Source organism: Pseudoxanthomonas daejeonensis (assembly GCF_022637495.1).
In the GTDB taxonomy this organism is placed as follows: Bacteria; Pseudomonadota; Gammaproteobacteria; order Xanthomonadales; family Xanthomonadaceae; genus Pseudoxanthomonas; species Pseudoxanthomonas daejeonensis.
Genome location: NZ_CP093331.1, coordinates 296,255 through 314,094 on the forward strand (window position 1 = coordinate 296,255; position 17,840 = coordinate 314,094).

15 protein-coding genes are annotated in these 17,840 nt (G+C 68.3%); 4 read left to right on the forward strand and 11 right to left on the reverse strand.

Annotated features, from left to right (window positions below; all coding sequences use genetic code 11):
- Positions 1-17: 17 nt before the first annotated feature.
- The 10 genes from MNQ95_RS01435 to MNQ95_RS01480 all read right to left on the reverse strand — a co-directional run bounded on the left by MNQ95_RS01435 (position 18) and on the right by MNQ95_RS01480 (position 11,233).
- Entirely contained in the window at positions 18-683 is a 666-nt protein-coding gene (locus MNQ95_RS01435; RefSeq protein WP_241953591.1) for a DUF2306 domain-containing protein, read from the reverse strand.
- A gap of 15 nt (positions 684-698) precedes the next feature.
- Entirely contained in the window at positions 699-2,060 is a 1,362-nt protein-coding gene (locus tag MNQ95_RS01440; RefSeq protein WP_241953592.1) for an NAD-dependent succinate-semialdehyde dehydrogenase, read from the reverse strand.
- Between the two features lie 112 nt (positions 2,061-2,172).
- Positions 2,173-3,018: an ABC transporter permease subunit gene (locus tag MNQ95_RS01445; RefSeq protein ID WP_162411483.1), complete on the reverse strand. Its 846-nt coding sequence runs from the start codon at positions 3,016-3,018 to the stop codon at positions 2,173-2,175.
- Positions 3,015-3,926 (reverse strand): ABC transporter permease subunit, encoded by a 912-nt coding sequence (locus MNQ95_RS01450; RefSeq protein ID WP_162411482.1) that lies wholly within the window; start codon positions 3,924-3,926, stop codon positions 3,015-3,017. Before MNQ95_RS01450 ends, MNQ95_RS01445 begins: the two co-directional genes overlap by 4 nt.
- Complete coding sequence (locus MNQ95_RS01455; RefSeq protein ID WP_241953593.1) at positions 3,923-5,056, reverse strand: ABC transporter ATP-binding protein; 1,134 nt, start codon at positions 5,054-5,056, stop codon at positions 3,923-3,925. Before MNQ95_RS01455 ends, MNQ95_RS01450 begins: the two co-directional genes overlap by 4 nt.
- Before the next feature lie 65 nt (positions 5,057-5,121).
- On the reverse strand, positions 5,122-6,264 hold the full coding sequence (locus MNQ95_RS01460) for a polyamine ABC transporter substrate-binding protein (protein WP_241953594.1): 1,143 nt from the start codon (positions 6,262-6,264) through the stop codon (positions 5,122-5,124).
- Between the two features lie 194 nt (positions 6,265-6,458).
- Positions 6,459-7,601 (reverse strand): polyamine ABC transporter substrate-binding protein, encoded by a 1,143-nt coding sequence (locus MNQ95_RS01465; RefSeq protein ID WP_241953595.1) that lies wholly within the window; start codon positions 7,599-7,601, stop codon positions 6,459-6,461.
- 58 nt (positions 7,602-7,659) lie between these two features.
- The gene (locus MNQ95_RS01470) at positions 7,660-9,039 is read right to left on the reverse strand and encodes an aspartate aminotransferase family protein (protein ID WP_162411081.1); all 1,380 of its coding nucleotides are present in this window, start codon (positions 9,037-9,039) and stop codon (positions 7,660-7,662) included.
- A gap of 23 nt (positions 9,040-9,062) precedes the next feature.
- Positions 9,063-10,451 carry a glutamine synthetase family protein gene (locus MNQ95_RS01475; RefSeq protein WP_162411082.1) on the reverse strand — a complete coding sequence of 463 codons (1,389 nt, stop codon included), beginning with the start codon at positions 10,449-10,451 and terminating at the stop codon, positions 9,063-9,065.
- Positions 10,448-11,233, reverse strand: a complete 786-nt coding sequence (locus tag MNQ95_RS01480) for a gamma-glutamyl-gamma-aminobutyrate hydrolase family protein (RefSeq protein WP_162411083.1) — start codon at positions 11,231-11,233, stop codon at positions 10,448-10,450. The genes MNQ95_RS01475 and MNQ95_RS01480 overlap by 4 nt, the downstream gene beginning before the upstream one ends.
- Positions 11,234-11,421: 188 nt before the next feature.
- On the opposite strand from MNQ95_RS01480, the gene MNQ95_RS01485 reads away from it, so the two are divergent.
- The 3 genes from MNQ95_RS01485 to MNQ95_RS01495 all read left to right on the forward strand — a co-directional run bounded on the left by MNQ95_RS01485 (position 11,422) and on the right by MNQ95_RS01495 (position 14,904).
- Positions 11,422-12,807 carry a glutamine synthetase family protein gene (locus MNQ95_RS01485; protein WP_241953596.1) on the forward strand — a complete coding sequence of 462 codons (1,386 nt, stop codon included), beginning with the start codon at positions 11,422-11,424 and terminating at the stop codon, positions 12,805-12,807.
- Positions 12,808-13,068: 261 nt separating this feature from the next.
- The gene (locus tag MNQ95_RS01490) at positions 13,069-14,349 is read left to right on the forward strand and encodes an NAD(P)/FAD-dependent oxidoreductase (RefSeq protein WP_277884373.1); all 1,281 of its coding nucleotides are present in this window, start codon (positions 13,069-13,071) and stop codon (positions 14,347-14,349) included.
- A 93-nt stretch (positions 14,350-14,442) separates the two neighbouring features.
- Positions 14,443-14,904, forward strand: a complete 462-nt coding sequence (locus MNQ95_RS01495; RefSeq protein WP_162411086.1) for a bacteriohemerythrin — start codon at positions 14,443-14,445, stop codon at positions 14,902-14,904.
- Between the two features lie 105 nt (positions 14,905-15,009).
- On the opposite strand, the gene MNQ95_RS01500 is transcribed toward MNQ95_RS01495, so the two are convergent.
- Positions 15,010-16,272, reverse strand: a complete 1,263-nt coding sequence (locus MNQ95_RS01500; RefSeq protein WP_241953597.1) for an MFS transporter — start codon at positions 16,270-16,272, stop codon at positions 15,010-15,012.
- 339 nt (positions 16,273-16,611) lie between these two features.
- Here MNQ95_RS01500 and MNQ95_RS01505 point away from each other — a divergent pair, with 339 nt between their 5' ends.
- On the forward strand, positions 16,612-17,811 hold the full coding sequence (locus tag MNQ95_RS01505) for an efflux RND transporter periplasmic adaptor subunit (RefSeq protein ID WP_241953598.1): 1,200 nt from the start codon (positions 16,612-16,614) through the stop codon (positions 17,809-17,811).
- Positions 17,812-17,840 lie beyond the last annotated feature (29 nt).

Sequence of the window (17,840 nt, forward strand, 5' to 3'; positions counted from 1 at the left end):
GCTGGACTGGGGCCGGATCAGGACCGGAGGCGCTCCCCGATCCTCCGCCAGTCGGGCGGGAGGCGGCTGGCTGCAAGCATCTCGCGCGCATGCCTCGAGCGCAGGAACAGGATCGCCAGCAGCAGGTTCGGCACCCAGCACAGCCAGGCGATCACCGGGTATGCGACGGTGAAGGAGATTCCGGCGACCTGGCTGGCGGGCAGGTAGATCCGCAGCGTCACCGCCGCCAGGGTCAGCGCGTAGCTGCACACCATCCAGTCGCGATGCGACGACAGTTGCCGCCGGCGGATCGCGCGGACCGCCAGGGCGGTTGTTGCGAGCCAGGCCAGTCCCAGCAATGCGAAGCCGCTGGCGGCCACGGCGCCGGTCATGGCATGCGGCGCAAGCGACAACGCAGCCATTCCGCCGACAGCGACCGCCACGACGTACGTACGACCCAGCCCGCGGTGCAGCCCCAGCCAACGGTTGCGCATGCCGCCGTTGAGCTGGAAGGCACCGGTCGCCAGTGCGACCCCACCGCCGACGAAGTGCCCCCATGCCGCCAATGGCCGCTGTGCGAACAGGTCGCGCACCAGCGGCGGCCGCCAGTCAGGCATGAAGGAAATGGCGAACGCGTAGGCGGCCACCAGCAGGGCCAGCACTGTCATCACATACCAGCCGAATCCTCTCCAGCGCGTCGCCATGCCTCGCTCCCCGATTCAGGCCACGTAGACGGACTTGATGTTCATGAACTCGTGGATGCCGTGGTCTGCGAGCTCCCGGCCGAAGCCCGAGCGCTTGGTTCCGCCGAACGGCAGGCGCACGTCGCTGCGGACGATGGTGTTGACGAAAGCCGCGCCCACCTGCAACTGGCGGGCCACCCGCTCGCCGCGCGCGGCGTCGCCGGTCCATACGCTGCCGCCTAGCCCGAACGTGGTGTCGTTGGCGACGCGGACCGCCTCGGCCTCGTCGGCTACCCGCAGGATGCTGGCGACCGGGCCGAACAGCTCTTCGTCGTAGGCCGGCATGCCCGGCTGCACGCCATCGAGGATCGAGGCCGGATATCCGGCGTGCGAATCGTCGGGTGTGCATCCCAACAGCACGGTCGCGCCGGCGGAAATGCTGTCGCGCACCTGCTTGTGCAGTTCGTCGCGCAGGTCCTGGCGCGCCATTGGCGCCAGCGTGGTGCCCTCGTCCTGCGGATCGCCCAGGCGCAGTTTCGCAGCGGCCTGGACGAAGCGCTGCACGAATGCATCGGCAATGCCTTCAACCACGATGAAACGCTTGGCCGCGATGCAGGTCTGCCCCGCGTTGCCGAAACGCGACGCCACCGCGCCGGCGACGGTCTTGTCCAGGTCTGCGTCCTCCAGCACGACGAACGCGTCGCTGCCGCCCAGTTCCATCACGCACTTCTTCAGCTGCTGGCCCGCGTTGCCGGCGACGGAACGGCCGGCGCGCTCGCTGCCGGTCAGGGTCACCGCCACCACCCGCGCGTCGCGGATGACCCCGGCGGCCTGCTCGTTGTCGATGTGCAGCACGCCGAACACGCCCGCCGGCAACCCGGCCGCATCCAGCACCTGGCCGATCAGGTCGGCGCAGCGCGGCACGTTGCTGGCGTGCTTGAGCACCGCCACGTTGCCAGCCATGAGGGCGGGGGCGAGGAAGCGGAACACCTGCCAGAACGGGAAGTTCCACGGCATCACCGCCAGCACGCAGCCCAGCGGCTCGTAGCGCACGTAGCTGCGCTGCGCTTCAGTGGCGATCGCCTGGTCGGCCAGGTAGCCGTCCGCATGGGCGGCGTAGTAGTCGCAGGCATCGGCGCACTTGTCGATCTCGGCGAGCGCTTCCTTGCGCAGCTTGCCCATCTCGGCGCTCATGGTCCGTTGCAGGTCCTCGCGGCGGCGGCGCAGTTCGGCCCCGATCGCGCGCAGCATCCCACCGCGCTCGGCCAGGCTGCGCTGCGACCAGGCGGGAAACGCCGCCTGCGCAGCCCCCAGCACCGCATCGACCTGGGCCGCGGTCATCAGTTCATGCCGGTATTCGACCTTGCCGGTCGCGGGGTTGATCGTCTCGACGGTCATCGTTGCATGGCCTCTTTCGCCGGGCGTCCAGTATGGCCGCGGCAGGTTAGCGCGCCGTGTCCGGCGCCCACCGCACCGGCAACAGGCGCTCCGGTGGACCTGCGCGCGGCACTCAGCCGTTGTCCTGCAGCGCCATCTGCATGTCGCGCTGGCGGCGCTGGTCCTCGCGGAACATCAGCCACCAGCCGATGACCGCGGCGATCGACACGGCCATGATCATCAGCGTGGCGATCGCGTTGATCTTCGGGCTCACGCCCAGGCGCACCGAGGAGAACACCTTGATCGGCAGCGTGGTCGAATCGGGCCCGGCGACGAAGCTGGCGATGACCACGTCGTCCAGCGACAGGGTGAAGGCCAGCAGCCAGCCCGAGACCAGCGCCGGCGCGATGATCGGCAGGGTGATCAGGAAGAACACCTTGAGCCGGTTGGCGCCCAGGTCCATCGCCGCCTCTTCCAGCGACTTGTCCAGTTCCTGCAAGCGCGAGGACACGACCACGGTGACGAAGGACACCGTCAGGGTCACGTGCGCGATCCAGATCGCGACCATGCCCTTGGACGGGATGCCCATCGCCGCGCCGACCGAGACCAGCATCAGCAGGATCGACAGGCCGATGATGACCTCGGGCATCACCAGCGGCGCGGTGATCAGCGCACCGAACACGGTCTTGCCGGGGAAGCGCCGGAACCGGGTCATCACCATCGCGCCGAGCGTGCCGATGACCGTGGCCGCGCTGGCGGTCCAGAACGCGATTCGCAGGCTGACCCAGGCTGCATCGAGGATCTGCCGGTCGCGCAGCAGCTCGCCGTACCACTTCACCGAGAACCCGGCCCAGACCGTGGCCAGTCGCGAGGAATTGAACGAATAGACGATCAGCAGCAGGATCGGCAGGTACAGGAAGGCGAAGCCCAGTACCAGGACCGACCAGCGCAGGATCCGCTGCCCCAGGGTCGAGTTCATGTCAGCCGGCCCTCCAGGTCTTTCTGCTGGTAATGGTTGAACACCAGGATCGGCACCAGCAGCAGGAGCAGCATCACGATGGCGACTGCCGATGCCGCCGGCCAATCGCGGTTGTTGAAGAACTCGCCCCACAGCACGCGTCCGATCATCAGCGTATCCGGCCCGCCCAGCATCTCCGGAATCACGAATTCGCCGACCGCCGGGATCATCACCAGCATGCAGCCGGCGATGATGCCCGCGCGCGACAAAGGCACGGTGATCCGCAGGAACGCCTGCCATGGCCGCGCGCCCAGGTCGTAGGCCGCCTCCAGCAGGCGGGTGTCCAGCTTGACCAGGTTGGCGTACAGCGGCAGCACCATGAACGGCAGGTAGCAGTAGACGATGCCGATGTAGGCGGCCAGCGGCGTATAGAGGATGCGCAGGGGCGTGTCGATCACGCCCAGGCCCAGCAGTGCGCGGTTGAGCAGGCCGTTGGCGTCGAGGATCCCGACCCAGGCGTAGACCCGCAGCAGGAACGAGATCCAGGACGGCAGCACCACCGCCATCAGCGCGATGTTGCGCGTCGACGGCTTCATCCGCGCAATGAAGTACGCCATCGGATAGCCGATCAGCAGGCAGAACAGGGTCGAGACCGCGGCGATCTTGATCGAGCTCAGGTACGCGACCACGTACTGCGAGTCGGTGAACAGGGCCACGTAGTTGCCCAGGTTCAGGCGCAGGGTCAGCGCCTTGTCCACGTACTCGATGATCGGCGTGTACGGCGGCATGGCGATGGCCAGCCGCGAGAACGAGATCTTCAGCACGATCAGGAACGGGATCGCGAAGAAGACCACCAGCCACAGGAACGGCACCGCGATCACGGCCCAGCGGCCGCCCGGCACGAGGCGCTTGAGCGCGCGCACGTTCATGAGGTCAGCACCACGCCGTCGTTGTCGCCCCACCACAGCCAGACCTCGTCGCCCCAGGTCAGGGCCTCGCTGGCCCAGCGCTGTTCGTTGGCGAAGTTGGCCATCAGCTTGATGCCGCTGGGCAGGCGCACGTGGTAGACCGAATGGCTGCCGAAGTAGGCGATGTCCTCGATGACCCCGCGCGCCTTGTTGTTCGGCTGCTCTGGCACTTCCTTGCCGATGCCAAGCTTCTCCGGGCGCACGGCGAAGGACACCGCCTGCCCTTCGAAGCCGGTGATGCCGTGGCCGATGTGGATCGGTGCTTCGAACGCCGGCGTCTTCAGGGTCACGTAGTCCGGCTCGTCCTCGTCGATCACCGCGTCCAGCAGGTTGACCGAACCGATGAACTCGGCGGCGAAGCGGTTGGCCGGCTGCTCGTAGATCTCGTCGGGCTTGCCGACCTGCTGGATCCAGCCCTGGTCCATCAGCGCGATGCGCGTGGCCATGGTCATCGCCTCTTCCTGGTCGTGGGTGACCATCACGCAGGTCACCCCGGAGGTTTCGATGATGTTGACCAGCTCCAGCTGCATGCGCGAGCGCAGCTTCTTGTCCAGCGCGCCCATCGGCTCGTCCAGCAACAGCATCTTCGGGCCCTTGGCCAGCGAGCGGGCCAGGGCCACGCGCTGCTGCTGGCCGCCGGAGAGCTGGTGCGGCTTGCGCTTGGCCAGCTTGCCGAGCTGGACCATCTCCAGCATCTCGCCCACGCGCTTCCTGATCGCGTCCTTGGCCATCCCGTCCTGCTTGAGCCCGAAGGCGATATTCTGCTCCACGGTCATGTGCGGGAACAGCGCGTAGGACTGGAACATCATGTTGATCGGCCGCTCGTACGGCGGCAGGTCGTTCATGACCTCGCCGTCGAGCACGATCCTGCCCTTCGTCGGCCGCTCGAAGCCGGCCAGGCAGCGCAGCAGCGTCGACTTGCCGCTGCCCGAGCCGCCCAGCAGGGCGAAGATCTCGCCCTTGCGGATGTCCAGGCTGACGTCGTCGACGGCGACGAAGCCGTCGAACTCCTTGCGCACGCCTTCGATCCGCAGGTAGCGCTCGGCGCCGGCATCAGGCGGGGATCCGTTCGTGCGTTCGTTGCTCGCCATGGCTGCTCCAGGTGGGGGTGGGCGGGCCGCCCCGGGGGCGACCCGCACCTGTGTCGCGTTCCAGCCTAGCGGCCGGTCTTCAGTTCGGTCCACAAGCGGGTGAACTGGCGGTCCACCTCGGGCGGCAGGATCGCCAGGGTGAACAACTTGGCGGCCGTCTCCGGCGGCGGATAGATGGTCGGATCGTTGCGGATCGCCTCGTCCACCATCGGCAACGACGCCGGCACCGGGTTGGGGTAGCTGACGTAGTTGCTGTTGGCCGCCGCGACTTCCGGACGCAGCAGGTAGTCGATGAAGGCGTAGGCGTTGTCCAGGTTCTTCGCGTCGCTGGGGATGGCGAGCATGTCGAAGAACAGCGCCGTGCCCTCCTTCGGGATCGAGTAGGCGACCTTTACACCATTGCCGGCCTCGTTGGCGCGGTCGCGCGCCTGCAGCACGTCGCCGGACCAGCCGATCACCAGGCAGGCGCTGCCGTTGGCCAGCGCGTCGATGTACTGCGAGGAGTGGAAGGTCTGGATGTAAGGGCGCAGGGTCTTCAGCAGCACTGCGGCCTTCTCGATAACCGCAGGATCGGTGCTGTTGGGGTCTTCGCCCAGGTAGTTCAGCACGACCGGAACCACCTCGGACGGCGCGTCCAGGAACATCACGCCGCAGTCCTTCATCTTGGCCAGGTTCTCCGGCTTGAACACCAGGTCCCAGCTGTTGGCGATATCGGTGCTGCCGAAGGCCTCGGTGAGCTTGTCGACGTTGTAGCCGATACCGGTGGTGCCCCACAGGTACGGGACCGCGTACTGGTTGCCGGGATCCTGCACGGCGATGCGTTTCATCAACTCGGGGTCGAGGCCCCCGTAGTTCTTCAGCCGCTCCTTCTGCAGCGGCTGGAACACCCCGGCCTGGACCTGCCGGCCGAGGAACTGCAACCCGGGCACGACCACGTCGAAGCCCGAACCGCCCGCCAGCAGCTTGGCTTCCAGCACCTCGTTGCTGTCGAACACGCCGTAGTTGACCTTGGTCCCGCGCTCGCGCTCGAACGCCGGCACGATGTCCTCGGCGATGTAGTCCGACCAGTTGTAGACGTTCAGCGTGCCCGCGTCGGCGGGGGCCGGCGCTCCGTCGGCGGTGGCCGCCGGCTCTTCCTTCCTGCCGCATCCGGCCAGCGCGACCGCCACCAGCGCAACGCACAGCAACTTCGGTGTCCACGTGCTCATCGCCGCTTCCCCTTGCCCCGCAGGGCCGTTAGGTTGTCCACGACGCCGCCGACGGGCAGGCGTCCCCGGGTTCCCCTCCCCTTCGACTCCCACACCTCTACCGCCTCGACTATTACCGTCCGCGGAAGCGTGCTCCCGCGGGTCCAGCCTGTGGCCAGCCGCGTCCACGGCCGGCATCCCGCATTCGACCGCGCTCAGCGGCCGGTCTTGATCTCCGTCCACAGCCGCGTGTACAGCTTGTCGGTCTCCGGCGAATTGATCGCGTAGGTGAATAGCTTGGCCTTGACCTCGTCCGGCGGGTAGATCGTGGGATCGGTGCGGATCGGCTCGTCGACCAGCGGCGTGGCCGTGGTCACCGGGTTGGCGTACTGGATGAAGTTGGTGTTGTTGGCGGCCACCTGCGGTTCGAGCAGGTAATTGATGAATGCATACGCATTCTCCGGATGCTTCGCGTCGGCCGGGATAGCCAGCATGTCGAACCACTGCGGCGCGCCTTCGACCGGGATCGAGAAGCCGACATTCACGCCGTTGCCCGCTTCTTCGGCGCGGTCGCGCGCCTGGATGATGTCGCCCGACCAGCCCACCACCAGGCAGGTGGTGCCATTGGCCAGCGAGCTGACGTACTGGCTGGAGTGGAAGTTCTGCACGTACGGGCGGATGCCCTTGATCAGGTCGGCCGCCTTCTGGATAACCGCCGGGTCGGCGCTGTGCGGATCCTCGCCCAGGTAGTGCAGCGCGATCGGGATCATGTCCGAAGGCGTGTCGAGCAGCGTTACGCCGCAATCCTTGAGCTTGCTGATCTTGGCCGGGTCGAACACCAGGCTCCAGCTGTTGGCCACGTCGGTGCTGCCGAAGGCGGCGGTCACCTTGTCGACATTAAAGCCAATGCCGGTGGTGCCGGACATGTACGGCACGCCGTACTTGTTGCCGGGGTCCTGCGCGGCGATGAGTTCCATCACCCGCGGGTCCAGGTTGGCCAGGTTCGGGATCCTGGACTTGTCCAGCGGCTTGAACACGCCAGCCTGGATCTGGCGGCCGAAGAAATTGAGCGTCGGCACCACCACGTCGTAGCCGCTGGAACCGGCCAGCAGCTTGGTCTCCAGCACCTCGTCGCTGTCATAGACGTCGTAGGTGACGCGGACGCCGGACTGCTTCTCGTAATTGGGGATGGTGTCCTCGGCGATGTAGTCCGAGTAGTTGTAGACATTGAGCACCTTCTCCTCGCCGGCGGCGGCCGTGCCGCCGGTCGCGTCGCCCTCCTTGTTGCCGCAAGCGGCCAGCAGGGCGGCAGTGATGCCGGCAATGAGGAGGCGCGGGGCCGACAGGCGCAGGTTCATGGGGGTATTCCTCGTCACGTCGTGGTCGTGGGATCGGATCAGCGTACCGCCGTGCCGTTCATTTGCCCAGTTCGAGGGCGGTCTCGTCCAGCGCCTTCCAGGCCTTGTCGAAAAGCTCGTCCACCTGCCCGCGGCTGATCACCAGCGGCGGCGACAGCAGCATCGAATCGTAGGTCGCGCGCAGGATCAGCCCGTTGCGCAGCGCGATGTCACGGCACAGCGCGCCCACCTTGCCGCGCTCCTGGAAAAAAGCGCGCCGGCCCTTGTCGGGCACCAGCTCCAGTGCCCCCATCAACCCGGCGATGCGCGCCTGCCCGACCAGGCGGTGCTCGCCCAGTTCGGCCCAGCGGCCGGCCAGGTACGGGGCGACGTCGTCGCGTACGTGCTCGACGATCCGCTCCTCCTGCAGGATGCGCAGGTTCTCCAGCGCCACCGCCGCGCACACCGGGTGCCCCGAATAGGTGGCACCGTGCGCCAGCTCGCCACCGGCGTCCTTCAGCACGCCGGCCACCCGGTCGTTGAACATCGCCGCACCGAGCGGGATGTACCCCGAGGTGATGCCCTTGGCCACCGGCATGATGTCCGGCTGGAAGCCGAAGTACTGCGAACCGAACCACTCGCCGGTGCGGCCGAACCCGCAGATCACCTCGTCGGCGACCAGCAGCACGTCGTACTTGCGGCAGATCCGCTCGATCTCCGGCCAGTACGTCATCGGCGGGATGTAGACGCCGATCGCGCCCATGATCGGCTCGCCGATGAACGCGGCGACCCGCTCCGGGCCCAGCTCCAGGATCTTCTCTTCCAGCCGGCGCGCGGCGACCAGGCCGTACTCGTCCTCCGGCAGGTCGCCGCCATCGGCGAACCAGAACGGCGGGTCGATGTGGTGGATGTCGGGGATCGGCAGGCCACCCTGCCCGTGCATGCCCTTCATGCCGCCCAGGCTGGCGCCGGCCATGGTGGTGCCGTGGTAGCCGTTGTGGCGGCCGATGAAAATGTTCTTGCGCGGCTGGTCCTGGACCGCCCAGAAGTGGCGGACCAGGCGCAGGATCGTGTCGTTGGCCTCCGAACCGGAGTTCATGAAGAACGCGTGGTTGATGTCGCCCGGCGCCAGCTCGGCGAGCTTGGCGGCCAGGCGGATCGTCGGCTCGGTCGTGCACTGGAAGAAGCTGTTGTAGTAGGCCAGCTGCGTCATCTGTCTCGACGCGGCCTCGCCCAGTTCGGGGCGGCCGTAACCGATGTTGACGCACCACAGTCCGGCGAAGGCATCGAGCAGCTTGTTGCCGTCGGCGTCCCACACGTAGCAGCCCTCGCCGCGGGTGAGCACGCGCGTGCCGCGCTGGGCCAGCGCCGCGTTGTCGTTGAACGGGTGCAGGTGGTGGGCGGCGTCCAGGCGCTGCAGTTCGCGCAGGTCGGCAGCTTCGATGGGGTGCGGGTCCATGCGGGGTCCGTGGTCGGGGGGCGTCATACGTTCAGCAGCAGGAACTCGCGTTCCCATGAGCTGATCACGCGGAAAAAGGTCTCGTACTCCTTGCGCTTCACCGAGACGTAGGCGCGGACGAAGCGCGGCCCGAGCATCTCATGCAGTGTCGGACAGCCTTCCAGCCCGTCCAGCGCCTCGCCCAGCGAACGCGGCAGGGCGAAGCCTGCGTCCTGTGCGCTCTGCGACATCGGCGGCATGGGCTGCAATTTCTCGCGGATGCCCAGCAGTCCGCAGGCCAGGGTCCCGGCCATGGCCAGGTAGGGATTGGCGTCGGAGCCGGCGAAGCGGCTTTCCACGCGGGTGTTCTCCGGCGTGTCCATCGGCACGCGCAGGCCGCAGGTGCGGTTGTCGTAGCCCCAGTGCACGTTGATCGGTGCGACCTGGCCCAGCGCCAGGCGCCGGTAGGAGTTGACGTTGGGCGCGAAGAACGCCATCGCCATCGGCACGTACTTCTGCAGGCCGCCCAGGTAGTGCAGGAACGTCGCGCTCAATTCGCCGGCCTTCTTGCCGGCAAACACGTTCGCCCCGGTCTTCACGTTCACCAGGCTCTGGTGGATGTGCATGGCGCTGCCGGGCTCGTTCTCCATGGGCTTGGCCAGGAAGGTGGCGTACACGCCGTGGCGCAGCGCGGCCTCGCGCATCGTGCGCTTGAACAGGAACACCTGGTCGGCGCGCGAGAGCGCGTCGGCGTGGGTGAAGTTGACCTCGAGCTGGGCGGCACCGGATTCGTGGATCAGCGTATCCACGTCCAGCTCCATCGCCTCGCAGTAGTCGTACATCAGGTCCAGGATCGGATCGAACTCGTTGACCGCGTCGATCGAATACGACTGCCGCGCCGTCTCCGGGCGGCCGTTGCGGCCAGCCGGCGGCAGCAAGGGGAAGTCCGGGTCGGTGTTCTTCTGCACCAGGAAGAACTCCAGTTCGGGCGCGACCACCGGCTGCAGCCCCAGCGCCTCGTACTCGGCCAGGACCCGGCGCAGCACGTTGCGTGGCGCCAGCTCGTGCGGCTGCCCGTCCTTGGTCTGGCAGTCGTGGATGATCTGCGCGGTCGGGTCGGTCGCCCACGGCACCATCCGCACCGTGTCCGGATCGGGGCGCAGCAGCATGTCCGAATCCGACGGCGAGGTCAGGTCGTAGTAGTCGTCCGGGTAGTCGCCGGTGACGGTGGTCGCGAAGATGCCTTCGGGCAGGCGCGTACCGTAGTCGTGGCTGAACTTGGCGGCGGGGATGATCTTGCCGCGCGCATTGCCGGTGATGTCCGGCACCAGGCACTCGACCTCGGTGATGTGCCGCTCCTTGAGCCAGCGCCGCAACGAGCTTTCCTGCTGTGCACTGCTGGCGGGTTTGCGTCGGGTGGGACGGGTGCTCATGCGGATTCCGTGAGGTGCAGGCGGGCGGTGGATGCGCGCCGCGCGGCGTAGGCGCGGCAGGCATCGCCGAAGGCGCGGAAGATGCCGAGGTAGAAGGGGTCCTGCGTGACCTGCCATTCCGGGTGCCACTGCAGCCCGAGCAGGAAGCCGCCCCCGTCGCGGCGGAAGGCCTCGATCGCACCGTCCGGGGCGATCGCCTCCACCACCAGCCCGTCGCCGAGCCGGGCCACGCCTTGCCCGTGCAGAGAATTGACCCGTGCCTGCGTGCCGCCGGCGATCGCGGCCAGCAGGCCGTCTTCGGCCAGGCGGATGTCATGCGAGGGCGCGTACTGCACCTCGAGCGGATCGTCCGGGTTCTCGCGGTGGTCGTCGAAGCCGATGGCCTCGTGCAGCTTCTGGAACAGGCTGCCGCCGAAGGCGACGTTGACCTCCTGGAACCCTCGGCAGATCGCCAGCACCGGCAATCCCAACGCGACCGCGCGCGGGATCAGCCCCAGCGTGGTCGCGTCGCGGGCCGGGTCGTGCAGGTTGCCTTCGTAGCTGGGTTCGTTGCCGTAATGGTGCGGCTCGATGTTGCTGACCGCGCCGGTCAGCAGCAGGCCATCCAGCCGCGACAGCCATTCGTCCGCGGCGACCGGCGGCTGCAGGGCCGGCAGCAGGACCGGGGTCGCGCCGGCACCGTCTACCAGCGCGCGCACGTACTTCTCGCCAACCGCGAGGAACGGATGCAGGCCGATCTGTTTGCGGTCGGTGGGCAGGCCAACCAGGGGCGGCAGGGCCATGCGCGGAGGGTTCCGGTGGCGTTCTGGCAACTTACCGCGGCCGTTTTATTTTTACAACACGACACCCCCCGAACCGCCCCATGCCCTGCTTTGGTGCACAAATCCGCCCCTGCAGCCCGGCAGGCCGTTGAGTATTCTTGACGACGCACCCTCCTGTTACTCTCGTCCGGCACCTGCCGAGGTCTTCGATGAACCGCGAATCCGCCCTGTCCGCGCTGCCGCCCGAGGACCTGGACACCCTGCGTGCCCTGCCCGGCCACGAGGACGCGCACGTGGACCTGCTGCTGCCCGACTGCAACGGCGTGCTGCGCGGCAAGCGCGTCACCGCCGACACCCTGGACAAGGTCTACGGCGGGGGCGTCTGCCTGCCGATGTCGCTGGTCGCCGCCGACATCACCGGCAATACCGTCGAGGAAACCGGGCTGGGTTACGACATCGGCGACGAGGACCGGATCTGCCGGCCGATCCCGGGCAGCCTGCGGCCGGTGCCGTGGTCGCCGCGGCCGGCGTTGCAGTTGCTGCTGGCGATGGAAGACGGCGCCGGCGGCTGGTTCCAGGCGCACCCGCGCCGCGTGCTGCAGCGGGTGCTCGACCGCTACCACGCCCTGGGCCTGACCCCGGTGGTTGCGGTGGAACTGGAGTTCTACCTGTTCGACCGCCTGGCCGACGCCGACGGCCGCCCGCAGCCCACCCTCAACGCAAGCGACGGCGCGCGCAACGCCAGCACCCAGGTCTATTCGATCGACGACCTGGACGAGAACGCCGGTTTCATCGATGCCGTGGCCCGCGCCTGCCGTGCGCAGCGCATCCCTGCCGACACCGCGGTGGCCGAGTACGCGCCGGGCCAGTTCGAGATCAACCTCAAGCACCGCGCCGACGCGCTCGCCGCCTGCGACGACGCCCTGCTGCTCAAGCGCGCGATCAAGGCGATCGCCCTGCAGCAGGGCACGATGGCCAGCTTCATGGCCAAGCCGCTGCATGGCCAGGCTGGCAGCGGCCTGCACCTGCACGTCAGCCTGCTCGACGCCGACGGTCGCAACCTGTTCGCTGGCACCCCAGATGCACCGGCCGATGCGTTGCGCCATGCGGTCGGCGGCCTGCAGGCCAGCGCGCGCGACAACCTGTTGCTGTTCGCGCCGCACGCCAACAGCTACCGGCGCTTCGTGACCAACGCCTTCGTACCGCTCAACGACAGCTGGGGCTTCAACAACCGCACCGTGGCCATGCGCATCCCGCACAGCGATGCGGCCAACACCCGCATCGAGCACCGCATCGCCGGCGCCGATGCCAATCCCTACCTCGTCGCCGCGGCGGTGCTGGCCGGCATGCTGCACGGCATCGGGCAGCGCCTGGACCCGGGGCCGCCGGTTATCGGCAATGCCTACGAGCAGTTCGAGGTGCGCACGCCGCACTGGCGCGATGCGATCGGCGACTTCCTCGACAGCGGTTTCGCCGCCGAGTGGTACGGCGAGGAGTTCCGCCACATCTACGGCCAGCAGAAGCTCAAGGAGATGCGCGACTTCCACGCCCTGGTCCCGGACCTGGACTATGCCTGGTACCTGCGCACGGTGTAGCGCGCCACGAAGCAGGAGCGGTGGGGTGACGGAAGAGGTCCATTGCGACACCTCCCGATTCCATGTCCCCCGGCCACGACCTATGGCCGCGGCCTCCTCCTTTACTTCCATCGGGAGGTATCGCAACGGACCTTCCGGACGTGGCTTGGCGCCCTTCGTTGCGGAGCCGCTTCAGAAATTGCGAGGACTCCATGCCATCAAATGCGGTAGCTCGGCCTGGAAATTCCCTGGGACGTCCTTTTTCCGCGGGAGGGTGATGCCGTGACCAGTCCCTATCCATCCAGCTGGTACGCCGCCAGCGCCAGGCCGCTGCCGCAACAGCCGGCGCTGCAGGGCGCACTGACCGACGTCGACGTGTGCATCCTCGGCGCCGGTTACACCGGCCTGTCGGCTGCGCTGGAACTTGCCGAAGCCGGGTACCGCGTGGTCGTACTGGAGGCGCAAAGGATCGGATGGGGCGCTTCGGGCCGCAACGGCGGCCAGGCCATCGTCGGCTACGGCTGCGAGCAGTCGAAGCTGGAGGGCCTGCTCGGCCAGGACGCCGCGCGCGTGCTGTTCGATCTTTCGCGCGAAGGCATGGACCTGCTGCGCGCGCGCATCGACCGCCATGGCATCGAATGCGACTGGCGTGAAGGCCACGCCCACGTGCCGATCAAGCCGCGACAGGAACGCGAGCTGCGCGCCGGCATCGTCGAGATGGCCGAGAAGTACGACTACCCGCTGCAATGGTGGGACCGGCGACGCCTGCGCGACGAACTCGAGAGCGACCGCTACCTCGGTGCGGTCTACGACGCGGCCAGCGGCCACCTGCATCCGCTCGAATACGCTTTCGGCCTGGCCCGCGCCGCGCTGGCGGCCGGGGTGCGGATCTTCGAGCACTCGCCGGTGGTCGAGCTGGTGCGCGGGACCCGACCGCGGTTGCGCACCGCGCACGGCGAAGTCATGGCCGATTTCGCGGTGATCGCAGGCAACGCCTGGCTGCGCGGGGTCGCGCCGGAACTGGAGTCGCGGGTGATGCCGGTGGGCACGTACATCGCCGCCACCGCGCCATTGGGGCCGGAGGCGGCACACGCGCTCATCCGCAACGACATGGCCGTGGCCGACGTGAACTGGGCGCTGGACTATTTCCGCCTCAGCCGCGACCACCGCCTGCTGTTCGGCGGCCGCGCCAGCTATTCCAGCTATCCGCCGCCGAACCTGCGCGGCGTGATGCGCAAGCGCATCCGTGCCGTATTCCCGCAGCTGGCCGAAGTTCCGGTCGAATACCTGTGGGGCGGTTATGTCGACATCTCGCTCAACCGCGCCCCGCACTGGGGCCGGCTGGCGCCGAACGTGTACTTCGCGCAGGGATTCTCCGGGCACGGCGTGGCCAGCACCGGCCTGGCCGGCAAGCTCATCGCCGAGGCGATCCGCGGGCAGTCGCAGCGGCTGGACCTGTTCGCCAGGATCCCGCACCACCCGTTCCCCGGCGGACGCGCGCTGCGCACGCCGCTGCTGGTACTGGCGATGGCCTGGTACCGGATGCGCGATGTGTTGTGGTGATTGCCAGCGGTGCGTCCGGCAATTGATCGCGATCAAGGCAACACGCGCCACCGCCCCCTAGCCTGCGCGCACCCCCCGCATTCCGGAACGCGCATGGCCCTGCTGCTCTGGCAAGACGACCTCAACACCGGGATCGAGGTGATCGACGACCAGCACCGTCGCATCGTCTCGATGATCAACCAGCTGCACCAGGCGCAGATCGGCGCCTCGGCATTGGTGGTGGCCGACGTGATCGACGAACTGGTCGACTACACCCTCTCCCACTTCGCCTTCGAGGAAGAGCTGATGGAGGAGGCCGGCTACCCGTTCTGCTCCGCGCACAAGCGCGTGCACGAGGTGTTCACCAAGCGGGTCACCGAGTACCGGATGCGCTTCCAGGCCGGCGAGGACGTGGTCGACGAATTGAAGAGCATGCTCTCGCGCTGGCTGTTCAACCACATCCGCAACGATGACCGCGCGTACTCGGAACAGGTGCGCCGCCACCTGGACCGCTTCGCCCGCGAGCACGAGCAGGGCGGCTGGCTGACGCGCACGGTCAGGCGCCTGTTCCACTGAGTACCGGGAGGGACGGAGCCGGGCCAGCCCGGCTCTACAGCCAGGGCGCGGGACGGCTTCTCGTAGAGCCGGGCTTGCCCGGTTGCACCGCGCCGGAGCGCGCGATCAGTCCAGCGGCTCCTTCGGCACCCAGAACAGCGCCAGCAAGGTCAGCGCCGCCATTCCACTCAGGTACCAGCCGACCGCGGCAATGCCATGGCTGCCGGCCAGGCGCGTGGCGATGTACGGCGCCGGCGAGGCGCCAAGGATGCCAGCGAGGTTGAACGCCAGCGAGGCGCCCGTATAACGCACGGGCGTGGGGAACATCTCGGCCAGGATCGTGCCGCACGGCCCGTAGGTCAGCCCCATCAGCCCCAGCCCCAGGCACAGGAACAGCAGCACCTGCACCGGGTGGCCGGCGGCGAACAGCGGCTCGAACAGCAGGCCGAAGGCGATGATTCCCAGCGTGGCCAGGATCATCGCCCGGCGCCGGCCGCTGCGGTCGGCATACACCGCCGACAGCGGGATGGTCGCGGCGAAGCACAGCACGCCCACCATCTGCAGCAGCAGGAACTCCTGGCGGCCGTAGCCCAGCTGCGAGGTGCCCCAGCTCAGCGCGAACACCGTCATCAGGTAGAACAGGACGAAGGTCGCCATCAGCGACAGCGTGCCGACCAGCAGCATGCGCGAATGCCGGCGCAGCACGGTGGCCATGGGCAGGCGCTCGCGCTCGTCGCGGTCCACGGTCTTCTGGAACGCCGGGGTCTCGGTGATGCGCAGGCGTACCCACAGCCCGACCAGCACCAGCGCGGCGCTGGCGATGAACGGGATGCGCCAGCCCCAGGCCATGAACTGCGCTTCATCCAGGAACGCGGCCAGCAGCAGGAACATGCCGGTCGAACACAGGAACCCCAGCGGCGCGCCCAGCTGCGGGAACATGCCGTACCAGGCGCGCTTGCCCGGCGGCGCGTTCTCGGTCGCCAGCAGCACCGCACCGCCCCACTCCCCACCCAGGCCCAGGCCCTGGCCGAACCGGCACAACGCCAGCAGCGCCGGTGCGGCCACGCCGATCTGCGCATAGGTGGGCAGCAGGCCGATCAGGACCGTGGAGATGCCCATGGTCAGCAGGGCCGCCACCAGGGTGGCCTTGCGCCCGATCCGGTCGCCGTAATGGCCGAACAGCGCCGATCCCAGCGGCCGGGCGAAGAAGGCCAGGGCGAACGTGGCCAGCGACTGCAGGGTCGCCGCCGCCGGCTCGGCGCTCGGGAAGAACAGGTGCGGGAACACCAGCACCGCCGCGGTGGCGTAGATGTAGAAATCGAAGAACTCGATCGTCGTACCGATGAGGCTGGCGAACAGGACGCGGCGTGGAGAAGCGGGTGCACTCATCGGTGGCTGGCGGCGGCGGCGTGAAGTCGGACCGATTCTGGCAGATATGCGGCGGCCGCAAGGTCGGACCACCCGGTCCCGGGAGAGCCGCTCGCGCGGCCCCGTGCGACCGACCCGTCACCCACCGTCGGCTGCCCACGGAATCGGCCGTGGCGCAAGCGTTGCCCGGCGGACGCTGGCCCGTCAGAATCCGCATCGCCACGTCGCACCGCGGCCGCAGCCGGTCCCGCCCGCCTCCCGCCGCACGCAGAATCACTTGACGCAATGCCCTCCACGGGCCGATGACGCCGCGCGCGTCCGAACGCCCCGCCCCCCGCCTGAACGCAGAATGGAATCGCCATGGCCTCACGCAATCCGACCATCCAACCCGCTCGCAAGCCGTCGTTTGCGCAGCGCATGACCCTGATGCTGATCGGCGTCGCCGTGATCTTCGGTGGCGTATTCGCAATCAAGGCGTTCATGGGCAAGGCGACCAACGATTTCTTCGACAACATGCCGCAGCCGCCGGTCGAGGTCAGCACCTTCGACACGCGCGAAGAGCAGTGGAGCGGCAATGCCGAGGCGGTCGGCACGCTGGTGGCCGACAACGGCACCGACGTGACCACCGAGGCCGGCGGCGTGGTCCAGTCCATCGCCTTCGAGTCCGGGCAGGCCGTGCGCAAGGGCGACCTGCTCCTGCAGCTGAACACCGCCAACGAACAGGCCCAGCTCAAGGCACTTGATACGGCCGCCCGCCTGGCCATCACCCAGCGCGACCGCTGGCGCGAGCTGGGCGAGCAGAAGCTGGTCTCGCGTTCGGAAGTGGACGAGCGCATCGCCGATGCGGCCACCACCCAGGCGCAGGCCGAGGCGCAGCGCGCCCTGATCGCGCAGAAGACCATCCGCGCCCCGTTCGACGGCGTGCTGGGCATCCGCAAGGTCAACCTCGGCCAGTACCTCAATCCGGGCGACCCGATCGTCAGCCTGCAGGCCCTGGATCCGATCCACGTCGACTTCACCCTGCCCGAGCAGCGCATGAACCAGGTCGCGATCGGCACCCCGGTGCGGCTGGACGTCGATGCCCGGCCCGGCGAGCCGTTCGAAGCCAAGGTCAGCGCCATCGAGCCTTCGGTGGACGCCAGCACCCGCAACTTCAAGGTGCGCGCGTCCCTGGCCAACCCGGACGGCGAACTGCGTCCGGGCACCTTCGGCCGGGTCGGCTTCGACCTGGGCCAGGCCAGCAACGTGGTCGTCGTGCCGCAGACCGCGGTCAGCTTCAATCCGTACGGCAACTCCGTGTATGTGGTCGTCGACGCACCGAAGCCGGCCGCCGGTGCGGAGCCCGCCGAGGGCATGCCGCAGCCGACCCACGTGGTCAAGCAGCGCTTCGTCACCACCGGCCCGTCGCGCGGCGACCTGGTCGGCATCACCGACGGGCTCAAGCCCGGCGAGGTGGTGGTGACCAGCGGCCTGCTGCGCCTGCGAAATGATGCGGGCGTGACCATCAACAACAAGGTGCAGCCGGCGGCGCAGGACAAGCCCGAGCCCGAGAACCGCTGAACCGTCGCGACGGCGCGCGCGCCTGGCGC

Bases quoted from the DNA above. Each gene is read 5' to 3' on its own strand.
- MNQ95_RS01435 (WP_241953591.1), bottom strand. From the start codon at position 683: ATGGCGACGCGCTGGAGAGGATTCGGCTGGTATGTGATGACAGTGCTG.
- MNQ95_RS01440 (WP_241953592.1), bottom strand. From the start codon at position 2,060: ATGACCGTCGAGACGATCAACCCCGCGACCGGCAAGGTCGAATACCGG.
- MNQ95_RS01445 (WP_162411483.1), bottom strand. From the start codon at position 3,018: ATGAACTCGACCCTGGGGCAGCGGATCCTGCGCTGGTCGGTCCTGGTA.
- MNQ95_RS01450 (WP_162411482.1), bottom strand. From the start codon at position 3,926: ATGAACGTGCGCGCGCTCAAGCGCCTCGTGCCGGGCGGCCGCTGGGCC.
- MNQ95_RS01455 (WP_241953593.1), bottom strand. From the start codon at position 5,056: ATGGCGAGCAACGAACGCACGAACGGATCCCCGCCTGATGCCGGCGCC.
- MNQ95_RS01460 (WP_241953594.1), bottom strand. From the start codon at position 6,264: ATGAGCACGTGGACACCGAAGTTGCTGTGCGTTGCGCTGGTGGCGGTC.
- MNQ95_RS01465 (WP_241953595.1), bottom strand. From the start codon at position 7,601: ATGAACCTGCGCCTGTCGGCCCCGCGCCTCCTCATTGCCGGCATCACT.
- MNQ95_RS01470 (WP_162411081.1), bottom strand. From the start codon at position 9,039: ATGGACCCGCACCCCATCGAAGCTGCCGACCTGCGCGAACTGCAGCGC.
- MNQ95_RS01475 (WP_162411082.1), bottom strand. From the start codon at position 10,451: ATGAGCACCCGTCCCACCCGACGCAAACCCGCCAGCAGTGCACAGCAG.
- MNQ95_RS01480 (WP_162411083.1), bottom strand. From the start codon at position 11,233: ATGGCCCTGCCGCCCCTGGTTGGCCTGCCCACCGACCGCAAACAGATC.
- MNQ95_RS01485 (WP_241953596.1), top strand. From the start codon at position 11,422: ATGAACCGCGAATCCGCCCTGTCCGCGCTGCCGCCCGAGGACCTGGAC.
- MNQ95_RS01495 (WP_162411086.1), top strand. From the start codon at position 14,443: ATGGCCCTGCTGCTCTGGCAAGACGACCTCAACACCGGGATCGAGGTG.
- MNQ95_RS01500 (WP_241953597.1), bottom strand. From the start codon at position 16,272: ATGAGTGCACCCGCTTCTCCACGCCGCGTCCTGTTCGCCAGCCTCATC.
- MNQ95_RS01505 (WP_241953598.1), top strand. From the start codon at position 16,612: ATGGCCTCACGCAATCCGACCATCCAACCCGCTCGCAAGCCGTCGTTT.